Origin of the sequence: Streptomyces sp. rh34 (genome assembly GCF_002551245.1) — a bacterium.
Taxonomy (GTDB): Bacteria; Actinomycetota; Actinomycetes; order Streptomycetales; family Streptomycetaceae; genus Streptomyces.
Map to the genome: position 1 here is coordinate 1 of NZ_NTGZ01000022.1, position 12,675 is coordinate 12,675.

General features: G+C 71.3%; 11 protein-coding genes. 10 read left to right on the forward strand and 1 reads right to left on the reverse strand.

Annotated elements, in window-relative coordinates:
* The first annotated feature begins 243 nt into the window (after positions 1-243).
* The 6 genes from CR470_RS07435 to CR470_RS07460 all read left to right on the forward strand — a co-directional run bounded on the left by CR470_RS07435 (position 244) and on the right by CR470_RS07460 (position 8,466).
* Entirely contained in the window at positions 244-3,012 is a 2,769-nt protein-coding gene (locus tag CR470_RS07435) for a CDP-glycerol glycerophosphotransferase family protein (RefSeq protein ID WP_097866770.1), read from the forward strand.
* 171 nt (positions 3,013-3,183) lie between these two features.
* On the forward strand, positions 3,184-4,338 hold the full coding sequence (proB, locus tag CR470_RS07440; protein WP_179892174.1) for a glutamate 5-kinase: 1,155 nt from the start codon (positions 3,184-3,186) through the stop codon (positions 4,336-4,338).
* A gap of 128 nt (positions 4,339-4,466) precedes the next feature.
* The gene (locus CR470_RS07445; RefSeq protein WP_097866772.1) at positions 4,467-4,958 is read left to right on the forward strand and encodes a hypothetical protein; all 492 of its coding nucleotides are present in this window, start codon (positions 4,467-4,469) and stop codon (positions 4,956-4,958) included.
* A 167-nt stretch (positions 4,959-5,125) separates the two neighbouring features.
* Positions 5,126-6,409 carry a glutamate-5-semialdehyde dehydrogenase gene (locus tag CR470_RS07450; RefSeq protein WP_097866773.1) on the forward strand — a complete coding sequence of 428 codons (1,284 nt, stop codon included), beginning with the start codon at positions 5,126-5,128 and terminating at the stop codon, positions 6,407-6,409.
* A 95-nt stretch (positions 6,410-6,504) separates the two neighbouring features.
* The gene (locus CR470_RS07455; protein WP_097866774.1) at positions 6,505-7,110 is read left to right on the forward strand and encodes an SCO2584 family spore wall biosynthesis protein; all 606 of its coding nucleotides are present in this window, start codon (positions 6,505-6,507) and stop codon (positions 7,108-7,110) included.
* 207 nt (positions 7,111-7,317) lie between these two features.
* Positions 7,318-8,466: an SCO2583 family membrane protein gene (locus tag CR470_RS07460; protein WP_097866775.1), complete on the forward strand. Its 1,149-nt coding sequence runs from the start codon at positions 7,318-7,320 to the stop codon at positions 8,464-8,466.
* On the opposite strand, the gene CR470_RS07465 is transcribed toward CR470_RS07460, so the two are convergent.
* Positions 8,381-9,529: a M48 family metallopeptidase gene (locus CR470_RS07465; protein WP_097866776.1), complete on the reverse strand. Its 1,149-nt coding sequence runs from the start codon at positions 9,527-9,529 to the stop codon at positions 8,381-8,383. The two genes, CR470_RS07460 and CR470_RS07465, sit on opposite strands and share 86 nt — an antisense overlap.
* Positions 9,530-9,640: 111 nt before the next feature.
* Here CR470_RS07465 and CR470_RS39445 point away from each other — a divergent pair, with 111 nt between their 5' ends.
* The 4 genes from CR470_RS39445 to CR470_RS07475 all read left to right on the forward strand — a co-directional run bounded on the left by CR470_RS39445 (position 9,641) and on the right by CR470_RS07475 (position 12,505).
* Positions 9,641-9,793: a hypothetical protein gene (locus CR470_RS39445; RefSeq protein ID WP_003969217.1), complete on the forward strand. Its 153-nt coding sequence runs from the start codon at positions 9,641-9,643 to the stop codon at positions 9,791-9,793.
* An 84-nt stretch (positions 9,794-9,877) separates the two neighbouring features.
* Complete coding sequence (locus tag CR470_RS39450; RefSeq protein WP_018961242.1) at positions 9,878-10,039, forward strand: hypothetical protein; 162 nt, start codon at positions 9,878-9,880, stop codon at positions 10,037-10,039.
* 38 nt (positions 10,040-10,077) lie between these two features.
* A complete protein-coding gene (gene nadD, locus CR470_RS07470; protein WP_026291102.1) occupies positions 10,078-10,695 on the forward strand; it encodes a nicotinate-nucleotide adenylyltransferase in 618 nt (205 codons plus the stop codon).
* A 19-nt stretch (positions 10,696-10,714) separates the two neighbouring features.
* Positions 10,715-12,505, forward strand: a complete 1,791-nt coding sequence (locus CR470_RS07475; protein WP_097866777.1) for an LCP family protein — start codon at positions 10,715-10,717, stop codon at positions 12,503-12,505.
* Positions 12,506-12,675: the final 170 nt, after the last annotated feature.

Here is a 12,675-nt window from a genome sequence, read left to right on the forward strand (position 1 = left end):
GCGCAAGGCCCGCCGGGCGCTGCTCAGCGCCGTGCGCGCCCCCCGCGGCCACCGCGTCTGACCCGGTGTCCGGGGGGTCCAGGCCCCTTCTCCCCGCCCCGGCGACGACCGGGGCGGGTTCGTCCTGTGAGAGGTGTCACGTCATACTGTGGGGCAACCATGAGACGGTTGGAGACGTCTCATTAACGCCCCGTCCTCCTGGGGTTCATCATCTGCACGTCCCCCCGGAAAGGCCCTCCACCCGTGGCGTCCCTCGAAGCGATCCCCGACGAGCTCAGCCGGCTCATGAAGTACTTCCCGGAGACTCCGGTCGAGGAGCGCCCCGAATTCCACCGAGCGGCCAAGGACTTCCTGGCCCGTGCCGCCCCCAAGGTCGTACGGCAGTTCTCCCCGATGGCCCGGGTCAAGTGGCACCTGGCGGCCAGCGGCCGCGGTGACGAGCTGGTGGACCTGCTGCACTACGAGCGCGAGAACCCGGGAGCCTTCTCCGTCCGCGGTCTGCGGCGTGCCCGCATCGAGCTGCCGGGCGTCGAGAGCTCCTCGCTCCCCTCCTCGGTGCGCAACTTCAACCGCAGCGAACTTCCCGTACGCGGCAAGCTCCTCGACCTCGGCTGGGAGGACGGCAAGCTCCTCGTCAAGGGCTACGCCTACATCCCCAACGTCCCCTCGGCCACCGGCAAGCGCTCGCTGCGCGTCGCCGCGCTCCGCCGCCAGGGCAGCCGCTCCGCCCTCCCGCTGCGCATGCGCACCGTCCTGGAGCCCCGCGCCACCGCCGAAGCCAAGGGCGCCCTGCACAACTACGACTGGTCCGGCTTCGAGATCGGCATCGACCCGTCCCGGCTCCGCGTACGCGGCCAGTGGCAGCCCGGCACCTGGCGCCTGGGCATCGGCATCCCGCGCCCCGGCGGCATGTCCGTGGGCAGCATCACCAAGAACAACGCGGGCGCGGCCGGCCACAGCTACACCCGGGTCCTGGACGACGGCGTCCGCCTCGTCGCCGGCTTCGACCGCAACCGGCTCAAGCTCTCCGTGGACGTCGTCCCCGCCGAGATCGTCGCCCAGGAAGCCGACGGCGAGACCCTCACCGTCACCCTGCGCTCCCGCGTCACCACCCCCGCGGGCAAATACCCCACCGCCCTGCGCATCGACCACGAGCCGAGCGGTTTCGCCACCGACCTCCCGCTCCAGCAGGGCGAGACCGGCGCCGACGGCTGGCTCCGCCACACCGCCCGCCTGGACTTCGCGGACCTCCCCGTCGGCGGCGTACGCCCCGGCAAGGCCGTCAAGTACCGCGCGCTGATCGTCTTCGCCGACGGCACCACCCGCCGTGCCACGGGCGGCGCGAAGCCCGTCACCGGAGTCCACCCGCTGCCCGAAGGACGCGAGTTCGCGATCCTCACCGACGGCGCGGGGAACTTCACCCCGCAGGTCCGCACGGTCCAGCCCCTCGTCGACAGCGTCGAGTGGAGCGCCGAGGGCGAACTGGTGCTGTCCGGCGCCTACACCGGCCCCGCCGAGCAGATGAAGATGGTCCTGCGCCACACCGGCCGCAACGAGGACCGCCCGCTGCCCGTCGAGTTCGCCGACGGCCGCTTCACCGCCCGCCTGCGCCCGGACACCATGCCCACCTACGAGGGCACCGTGCCACTGCGCGCCGGCCGCTGGATGCCGCGCCTGCGCCTGCGCACCGAGTGGGACCACACCCGCGACCTTCCCGTCACGATCCGCCCCGACCTCGTGAACACGCTGCCGCTGGCCCACCGGGGCGAGCACCGCACGTACACCGTCGAGCGGCTCGACTTCGACCGGATCTTCGTGGAGTCCGGCCCCGTCCTCGACCCGGAGCTGCGCGGCGCCTACCGCCAGCGGCTGATGCGCGACGTCTACACCCCCGAGCAGCGCAAGCTGCCGCTGCGCGAGGCCGTGCTCTACAACAGCTTCGGCGGCAAGCAGTTCTCCGACTCGCCCCGCGCGGTCTACGAGGAGCTCAAGCGCCGAGGCACCGAGGTCGAGCACATCGCGATGGTCCACGACCAGCAGGTCGTCCTGCCGCCCGGCGTCCGCGGCGTCGAATGGGGCAGCAAGGAGTGGTACGAGGCGCTGGCCCGCAGCCGGTACGTCGTCACCAACGGCGGCATCCGCGAGTGGTTCGTCCGCCGTGAGGGCCAGGTCGTCGTCCAGACCTGGCACGGCACCCCGCTCAAGCGCATCGGCGCCGACCTGCTCGGCACCCCGAAGGCCAACCTGGCCTACATCGCGAGCCTCCCGCAGCGCTCCCGCCAGTACAGCCTGTTCATCACGCCGAACGCCTTCACCACCCCGATCATGACCAACTCCTTCCGCCTCCAGTGCGAGGTCCTGGAAGCGGGCTACCCGCGCAACGACGTCTTCCACGCCCCCGACCGCGTCAAGCGCGCCGCGGCCGTACGGGAGAAGCTCGGCATCCCCGCGGGCAAGAAGGTCGTCCTGTACGCGCCCACCTGGCGCGACGACCAGCGCTACGGCGGCCGCCGCTTCAAGCTCGACAACCAGATCGACGTCGAGGCCGCGAAGCGCGAGCTCGGCGAGGACCACGTGCTGCTCTACCGCAAGCACCACAAGGTCCTCGACTCCATCCCCGGAGCCGGACAGGGCTTTGTCTACGACGTCACGTACTACCCGGACATCGCCGACCTCTACCTGATCGCCGACGTGCTGATCACGGACTACTCCTCGGTGCTGTTCGACTTCGCGCACTCCGGGCGGCCGATGCTCTTCTTCACGTACGACCTGGAGCACTACCGCGACACGCTGCGCGGCTTCTACTTCGACTTCACCTCCCGCGCCCCCGGGCCGCTGATCAAGACCTCCGAGGACCTGGTCTCCGCGATCCGGAACATCGACGCGGTGAGCGAGGAGTACAAGGAGAAGTACGCCCAGTTCCGGGTCGACTTCTGCGAGCCCTCCGACGGCCGCGCCGCCGCCCGGGTCGTGGACCGGATGCTCGCCGTCAAGGACGAGCAGCAGAGCTGAGCNCGCGGCCGCCCCCGCCGCCCGCCCGCACCCCGTTCACCGGCCGTCCTTCGACGTCCACCGGGCGGAACGGGCAGGCGGCGGGGGCGGCCGCTCGCGTACTGTGCTGTGCCGGGGCGGCACGCGGGCCCCGCATCGGAACCGGGGCGATCCAGAGCAGCGAGGAAGCACGTGGCAGAGCAGAGGCCGTCGGGCCGCGAGCCGGCAGTGACCGGCGCCCGCAGGGTCGTCGTCAAGGTCGGCTCCTCCTCGCTCACCACGGCGTCCGGCGGCCTCGACGCCGACCGGGTCGACGCCCTCGTCGACGTCCTGGCCAAGGTCAGGGACGGCGGCGAACGTGAGGTCGTCCTCGTCTCCAGCGGAGCCATCGCCGCCGGACTCGCCCCGCTCGGCCTTGTCCGCAGGCCCAAGGACCTGGCTCGGCAGCAGGCCGCCGCCAGCGTCGGCCAGGGCCTCCTCGTGGCCCGCTACACCGCCTCGTTCGCGCGTTACGGCGTCCGCGTCGGCCAAGTGCTCCTCACCGCCGACGACACCAGCCGCCGCGGCCACTACCGAAACGCCTACAGCACCCTGGACAAGCTCCTGGAGATGGGCGCCGTCCCCGTCGTCAACGAGAACGACACCGTCGCCACCGACGAGATCCGCTTCGGCGACAACGACCGGCTCGCCGCCCTCGTCGCGCACCTCGTCCACGCCGACCTGCTCGTCCTGCTCTCCGACGTGGACGGCCTCTACGACGGACCGCCCGGCACCCCCGGCGCCTCCCGGATCGCCGAGGTCACCGGCCCCGCGGACCTGGCCGGCGTCACCATCGGCAGCGCCGGGAAGGCGGGCGTGGGCACCGGCGGCATGGTCACCAAGGTCGAGGCCGCCCGCATCGCCACCGCCGCCGGCATCCCCGTCGTCCTCACCTCCGCCAGCCGGGTCGCCGACGCGCTGGCGGGCCGCGACACCGGCACGTACTTCCACCGCACCGGACGCCGCTCCGCCGACCGGCTCCTGTGGCTGGCCCACGCCTCCACCCCGCAGGGCGCGCTCATCCTCGACGACGGCGCCGTACGGGCCGTGGTGGAGCGCCGCACCTCGCTGCTGCCCGCCGGGATCTCCGCCGTCGAGGGCGAGTTCAGCGCCGGCGACCCGGTCGAACTGCGCGATCCGCACGGCACCCCGGTCGCCCGCGGGCTCGTCAACTTCGACGCGAAGGAGATCCCCCAGCTGCTCGGCCGCTCCACCCGGGATCTCGCCCGCGAACTGGGGCCCGCCTACGAACGCGAGGTCGTACACAGGGACGATCTGGTCCTCCTCGCGCCGCGCCTCACCCCCTGAAACGGCTGAAAGTCCCGCCTTCCAGCGGGGACCTTCCCCAAAAGCACCCCACGCCCGGCTGTGGACTGGTCCACTTTGTAGTGGGGAAACAGGGGTACCGCACAGCAACACATCACAGGAGGCCGCCGGTGAGACGAGCGCGCCCGGGGGCGCCGCCCCGAGGCACGGCCAACCGCGCCCTGACGAGCGTCGGAGCGGGGGCGGATTTCGACCGGAATCCGACCCCGGCGGACACCGTCGAACAGGAGCCGGTCACGACGGCGAAGGAGGAGTCCCCGCAGTCCAAGCTCTGGCACATCACGCTCAGCGTGTCGGGCGCGGAGACTCCGCTGGGGGAGGTCAGACGGGGCCTGGAACAGCTCGCGCACGACCATCCCTTCCTGCTGACCAGCCGCTACGCGGGCGATCACGCGGAGATCCGCTACTGGGAAGAGGCCCGCGACCTGCACGACGCGGCCGCGGTCGCGCTGCGGCTGTGGGGCGAGCACCGCTCCAGCGCCCAGCTTCCGCCCTGGGAGATCGTCGGCCTCGAAGTCATCGACCGCGAGACCTACCACCTGCGGATCGCCGAGGGTTACGGGCCGCCGCCCGCGGCCCCCGTGGGCGTGCACCCCTACTGACCCGGGGGCTCCGGACCGACCACGGGCCGGCCCGTGGGTGATCACGGGGGATCCGCGAGTGTTCCCGGGTGATCCGGGGGTGATCCGGTCGTCCGCCCCTCGGGTCGTCCGTCTCGCATCACGGGATACGTGACGGATGCCCGCAGAGTGCGCATTACTCTGCGGGCATGACCACGCTCTCGCCCTACGACAACCTCTCCCCGGTCGCGCAGACCGCCTACCGGGCCCGTGCCGCCGCCGCCGACGTCGCGCCGCTTCCGCGCGCGGCCAAGGACGACGCGCTGCTGGCCATCGCCGACGCCCTCGAAGTGCGCACGAGTGAGATCGTCGAGGCCAACGCGAAGGACGTCGAGCGCGCCCGCGAGGCCGGGACGAGCGAAGGCATCATCGACCGCCTCACCCTCACCCCGGAACGCGTCCGCGCCATCGCCGCCGACGTACGGGACGTCGCGGCCCTCCCCGACCCCGTCGGCGAAGTGGTGCGCGGCTCGACCCTGCCCAACGGCATCGACCTCCGGCAGGTGCGGGTCCCGCTCGGTGTGGTCGGCATCATCTACGAGGCCCGGCCCAACGTCACCGTCGACGCCGCCGCTCTCTGCCTGAAGTCCGGCAACGCGGTCCTGCTGCGCGGCTCCTCCTCCGCCTACGCCTCCAACACCGCCCTCGTCCGCGTCCTGCGGGACGCGGTCGGCGGCTCCGGACTGCCGGCCGACGCGGTGCAGCTCGTACCGGGCGAGAGCCGTGACTCCGTGACGGAACTGATGCGGGCCCGCGGCCTGGTCGACGTCCTCATCCCGCGCGGCGGCGCCTCGCTGATCCGCACGGTCGTCGAGGAGTCCACCGTGCCCGTCATCGAGACGGGCACCGGCAACTGCCACGTCTACGTCGACGCGCAGACGGACCTGGCCATGGCGGTCGACATCCTGATCAACTCCAAGGCCCAGCGCCCCAGCGTCTGCAACGCGGCCGAGACCCTGCTCGTCCACAAGGACGTGGCGGACGCCTTCCTGCCGCTCGCCCTGGACGCGCTGGCCGAGGCCGGGGTGACCGTCCACGGCGACGAGCACGTCCTCGCCCGCGCCGAGGGGTCCAAGGCCACCGTGGTCGCGGCGACGGCGGAGGACTGGGAGACCGAGTACCTGTCGTACGACATCGCGGCGGCGGTCGTCGACTCCCTGGACGCGGCGGTCGCCCACATCCGGCTCTGGTCCTCCGGCCACACCGAGGCGATCGTCACCACCTCGCAGGCCGCCGCCCGCCGGTTCACCCAGTTGGTCGATTCGGCCGCGGTCGCCGTGAACACCTCCACCCGCTTCACGGACGGCGGGCAGTTCGGCTTCGGCGCCGAGATCGGCATCTCCACGCAGAAGCTGCACGCCCGCGGCCCGATGGGCCTGCCCGAGCTGACCTCGACGAAGTACATCGTCACGGGGGACGGACACACCCGCTAGGGCATCCTCGGCCGACCGCGCGTTCCTCCGTGCCGATCCGGGGGAGTTCGCGGGGATCCCTGCCCAAATGGTCCCGGCCGGGCTACGCTGAATCCGTGCCGGACGACGTGGGGGGCAAGCCGTTTCCTGACGGCTGGGAGCCCGACGACGACCGCGGGGGCGCGGACGAGGACTTCGCCTCCGTGGTGTTCGACGAGGATTTCGTCCGGTCGGCGCCCGTCCACGAGCCCACCGCCGTGGAGCGCCTGCTCGCCGCCGCCGAGGCCCGCGCCGAGGCCGACGCCGCCCGCGCCCGCCGGAGCCGTCGCGCGGACGACGACGTGTGCGACCCCTACGGCGGCCCCCGGGGCTACCACGACCCCCAGGGCCTCGATGACGACCCGGACCGCGGCAGCGGGGTGGGCCACGACAGCGGGGACGACGACTCAGCCCCGGGACCCTACGGACGCCACGGCGGCTCCCTGCGCCCCTACCGCAACTCCGCCCGCTGGCACCGCCCGGTCGCCTGGCTGCTCGCCCTGGTGATGGGCATCGGCATGGTCTCCCTCGCCTTCACCGCGGTCTACCGGGGCGCATCGAACAACCGCCAGGACCAGGTGCCGCCGCCCGTCACCAGCGGCGTGGACAAGCCCGGGGCCGCTCCGTCGGCCTCCGCGGACTACTCCCGCCCCACGGTCCCCGCCGAGCCCCGGGTGCCCTGAACCCCTCCCTTCCGTCACCCGTTCGCCGACGGCCGCCCCGGACGCTCTCGCGGTTCCCGGCTGTCTCCGCGTTTACACGGGCCGCAATCGACCTACCCTCAAGATGTGACCCCTCGTTCCCAGGGGGGCTTCTCGCTGCGGACGCCGCTCGGCCGAAACAGACCGTTGCGCACCGAACCGACCGGTGTGGAGATCGGGAGAGAAGTCATGACAGGCCGCTCAGAACCACCGGACGGTGCGCCCGAGAACCCCGCGGGCGGTGAGGACGAATACCGCTCGCTCGTCTTCGACGAATCGTTCGTCCAGGCTGCGCGGATGCAGGAGTTCTCGGCGCGGGAACGGATGGGCGAGCACGCCCGTGCCGTCCGGCCACTGCCCGACGCGCAGGTCTCCATCCGCAGCGGCGGCGGCTCCCGGGCCGCCATAGCCCTGGTCGTCCTCATCGCCCTGGCCTTCGCGGTGGCCGTGTACATCGGATTCCGGAGCCCGTACCCCCAACCGGCCACCCGACGCGCCGAACCCCTGCGGACCACCGTCGTCCCCCTGGCCCCCCGCGGCGCCGTACCGGGCGGGTCACCCGAGCGGCTGTACCGGGCCGAGCCGGTCTCCGGATTCCGCGCGGGCGCGGCAGGCATCAACTACCCCACCGTCGAGCGCACACAGAACTTCTCCGACAGCCAGATCACCGCCGCTCTCGCCACCGCCAAGGACTACCTGGTGGAGTCCTCCCTGAACCCCGACGTCCTCACCGGCTCCGTCCGGCGGCCCGTCGAGCACCTCCTCGACCCGGACCAGCGCGCCCAGTTCGAACAGAGCCTGAGCAGCCCGGCGGACGACGGGAGCCACGCCGCCACCGGCTGGCTGGTGCGCTTCGACCCGGAGCGGGTGGAACTCGCGGACCCGCAGATCCGGGTCGAGGGGACCCTCAGCTATGAGGAGGAGGCCCCCGGCGTCCTCGGCGTCGTCTCGGACCACACGTTCACCTACGCCCTGCGCCCGGCGGACGGGCCCCACCGGGACGACGACGCCTCCCTGTTCACCGTCCGGCGCGAGCTGCACTTCCGCTTCGACCGGGAAGACCTGCGACTCCACCGCCTGGAGGTGCGCACCGCCCATGTCCAGGCCGGGCCGCAGTCCTGCTCGGCCGACGCGACCGGGATGTTCCGCCCGCTCCTCGCCGGGGAACGGGCGGACGCCCGCGGACCCGCCGCCACCGACCCGTACGCCACGGGCCGGCCCGTGGCGGCGCTGTGCGGGACCCTGGAGGCCGTCAGCTCCCCGACGGCCCCGACGACGCCCCCGGGCTCCCCTCCTCAGGGTCCTGCGGACGACCGGACGTCTCGCCCCCGTCCGTAGCGGAACCGTCGGACGGGGACTGCGCCCCGCCCTTCGCACCCCCGGTCCCGGTGAACCGGTCGCGCAGCTTGCCGCCCAGGTCTCCCGCGCCGCCGGCGATGTCGCCGACCAGCTTCATCAGCGGGTCCTTGCTGGTGCGCACCGTGTCCGCGTAGTGCGACGCGGACTCCCGGAACGAGTCGGTCACCGAGGTGTCCTTGTCCGCGTCGCGCCGCGGGTAGTGGCCGTCCATGATCCGCTGGAAGTCGCGGGTCTCCGACCACTTCTTCAGCTCGGCGGCCCGCACGGTGGTGAACGGGTGCGTGCGGGGCAGCACGTTGAGGATCTTGAGGACGGAGTCCCGGAGGTCGCCGCCCTTCTCGTACTCGTCGGCCTGGGCGAGGAAGGCGTCCACGTTCATCTCGTGGAGGTGATTGCCGCCCGCGATCTTCATCAGCCCCCGCATGGAGGCCGTGATGTCCTGGCCGACCAGCAGCCCGGCCCGGTCCGCGGACAGCTCCGACTTGCGGAACCACTCGCGCAGCGCCGTCACTATCGCCATGATCGCCACATTGCCCAGCGGGATCCAGGCGACCTTCACGGCGAGGTTGGTCAGGAAGAGCAGTATCGTCCGGTACACCGAGTGACCGGAGAGCGCGTGGCCCACCTCGTGGCCCACCACCGCCCGCATCTCCTCCTCGTCGAGCAGTTCGACCAGGCCGGTGGTGACCACGATGATCGGCTCGTCCAGCCCGATGCACATGGCGTTGGGCTGCGGGTCCTGCTTCACGTACATCGGCGGGACCTTCTCCAGGTCCAGGATGTAACACGCGTCCCGCAGCATGTCGTTGAGGTGGGCGAACTGCGCGTCGCTCACCCGGACGGAGTCGGAGAGGAAGAGCAGCCGCAGGCTGCGCTCCGGGAGCAGCCCGCTGAGCGCCTTGAACACGGTGTCGAACCCGGTCAGCTTGCGCAGGGCCACCAGGGCCGAGCGGTCGGCGGGGTGCTCGTAGGCCCGGGAGGAGATCCCGGGGAATCGCCGGCGCTGCCTGCTCGGCACGTTCTCGTGACTGTTGTCGGTCATGGATGGCCCCCTGTTCGTACGAGACGTTGCTCGTCCCCCGGACAAAACCCAGCGTATGCGCTGGCGCTACGGTGTGCGGGGGGCTGTGGATAACTTTGAGGAGCGCCCGAAATGCCGCACACCGCCGTACTTCTCGCCGCCGCGTCCGAGGAGCAGGGACCGGGTGACACCCTCCGGATCGTGCTGCTCGTCTCGATCCTCGGAGCGGTGCTGCTCGCTTGGTTCCTGCTGCGTGGATACCGCAACGACGACAACAACGACTGAGTCGCCGTGAGCGTGCCCGGGGGTCCCGCATACGATGTGACCGACGTCTTCCTTCCGACTCACGATCGATAGGTCCTGCCGAAGATGAGCCTCACGAGCACCGCACACCAGCTGGTCACTCTCGCCTCCGAGGGCGGCGAGGGCGGCAACCACGAAAGCCTCAACCCCTACTTCGTCGGCGCCGGGGCGTTCCTCGCGCTGATGTTCCTGCTGTGGGTCACCACCCGCTTCAACCGCGACCGCTGAGTCAGGGGCGTACAGCTGTGCCAGTAGGCTCTGCACGCATGGGAGAGCAGGAAGTGCCTACCGGCCCCGGCAAACGCCGTATCGGCGTGATGGGCGGGACATTCGACCCGATCCACCATGGACACCTGGTGGCGGCCAGTGAAGTGGCCGCCCAGTTCCATCTCGACGAGGTCGTCTTCGTCCCGACCGGGCAGCCGTGGCAGAAAAGCCACAAGAAGGTCTCCCCGGCCGAGGACCGCTATCTGATGACGGTCATCGCCACCGCGTCCAACCCGCAGTTCTCCGTCAGCCGCAGTGACATCGACCGTGGCGGACCGACGTACACCATCGATACGCTGCGGGATCTGCGCGAGGTCCACGGCGACGCGGACCTCTTCTTCATCACCGGCGCCGACGCGTTGTCCCAGATCCTCACCTGGCGCGACGCGGAGGAGCTGTTCTCGCTCTCCCACTTCATCGGTGTGACCCGCCCGGGTCACGTGCTCACGGACGACGGGCTGCCCGAGGGTGGCGTCTCCCTCGTGGAGGTGCCCGCGCTGGCGATCTCGTCCACGGACTGCCGTGAGAGGGTCGCGCAGGGGGAGCCGGTCTGGTACCTGGTGCCGGACGGCGTGGTCCGCTACATCGACAAGCGCCAGCTGTACCGCGGCGAATGAGCCACGGAGAGGGGCACCGGTGAACGACCGACAGAACTCGTACGACCCGTACTACCAAGAGCCGCGGATCATCGGCTACGACGCGTACGGGCAGCCGGTCTACCAGCAGCAGGGGCAGCAGCAGTACGACCAGCAGGGTCAGCAGGGTCAGGGTTACGACCCCTACGCCGCCCAGTCGGGTCAGGGGCAGCACCAGACCCAGGACACCAGCTACGGCTACGACGCGTACGGCACCCCCCAGCAGCAGCCCCAGAGTTACGACCCCTACGTCGGCCAACACCCGGGGCAGGCGCCTCAGCAGCCCCAGACGCAACAGGGCCAGGGCGCCGATCAGGGGTACGGCTACGACTCCTACACCGACTACGGCTACGCCACCGGGCAGCAGCCCGCCGCCGTCGACACCGACCAGCACTGGAGCGTGCCGCAGCAGGGCGTGGCCCCCGCACCGGAACAGGCCCCGCAGCAGGCTCCCGCACAGCAGCCGCAGCAGCCGCAGCCGTCACCGGACGCAGCGGAGGCGGAGCCCGCGCTTCCGGGGCAGCGCAAGCCCGCCCCCGACTACCGCACCGAGCAGTTCTCGTTCATCGAGGAGCCCGACGAGGACTCCGAAGACGTCATCGACTGGCTGAAGTTCACCGAGAGCCGCAGTGAGCGGCGCGAGGAGGCACGGCGCAAGGGCCGCAACCGGATGGTCGCCCTGATAGTCGTCGCCGTTCTCGTCGTCGTCGGCGGGGCCGGTTATCTCTGGTCCGCCGACATGATCCCGGGTCTGTCCGGATCGGACGAGAAGAAGGCCGTGGCCGCCGGCGCCCAGCAGCGCGACATGATGGTGGTGCACCTGCACGACACGAAGAAGGGCGGCACCTCGACGGCGCTGCTCGTCGACAACGCCACCACCAAGCAGGGCACCACCGTCCTGCTGCCCAACTCCCTCGCCGTCGCCTCCGACGACGGAACCACCACCACACTCGGCAAGTCCGTCGAGGACGACGGCAGGACCGGCACCCGGGAGTCGATCGACACCCTCCTGGGCACCCGGATCACCGGCACCTGGCGGCTGGACACCCCGTATCTGGAGAACCTCGTCGAGCTGGTCGGCAACATCGAGGTCGACACCGACACCGATGTGCCCGGCGCGAAGAAGGGCGAGTCGCCCCTGGTGAACAAGGGCGAGGGCCAGACGCTCAGCGGCTCGATGGCCGTCGCGTACGCCACGTACCGTGCGCCGGGGGAGCCCGAGGCCAAGCAGCTGACGCGGTTCGGCGAGGTCATGCGGGCCACATTGCGCAAGATCTCCGAGGACCCCAAGGCCGCGACCGTCACCATCGAGACGCTCCTCCAGGTGCTGGACCCGTCGCTGCCCGAGAAGGACCTCGGGGCCTCGCTCGCCAAGCTGGCCTCGCGTGCCAAGGTCGGCGACTACAAGACGGCCCTGCTGCCGGTCCAGGAGGACGGCACGCTCACCGAGGCGGACACCCGTGGCGTCGTCAAGGACATCCTCGGCGGCACGGTGAAGGCCCCCGAGGCGGGTGCTCCGCTCCGGGTCGCCGTCCGCAACGCCACCGGGAACCAGAAGGCCGCGGAAGCCGCCAGGGTCCGGCTGGTCAACGGCGGTTACGCGTTCGTGGACAGCGGCAAGGCAGAGGCCGAGTCGTCGTCCGTCGTGCTCTACCGGTCCGCCGAGGACAAGGAGAAGGCCGTCGAGGTGGCCAAGACCCTGGGCCTTTCCGCAGGTGACGTGAAGAAGGGCGAGCCGGCCGCCAACGCCGACGTGTCCGCGGTCCTCGGTCAGGACTACGAGGTCCAGTAGCCCGCTCGGGGTCGGCGGCCGACGCTCCGGCGTCGGCCGCCGACCCCGATGCGGCCGGTGACCGTCGTGAAAGCCCGGCGGTATCCGCCGGTGAGTCCGGTGAGTCCGGTCGGCATCCGCGTCCGAAGCCCGCCCGTGAAACGCAGTACGGCTCTGTCGGTGGTCCGTGA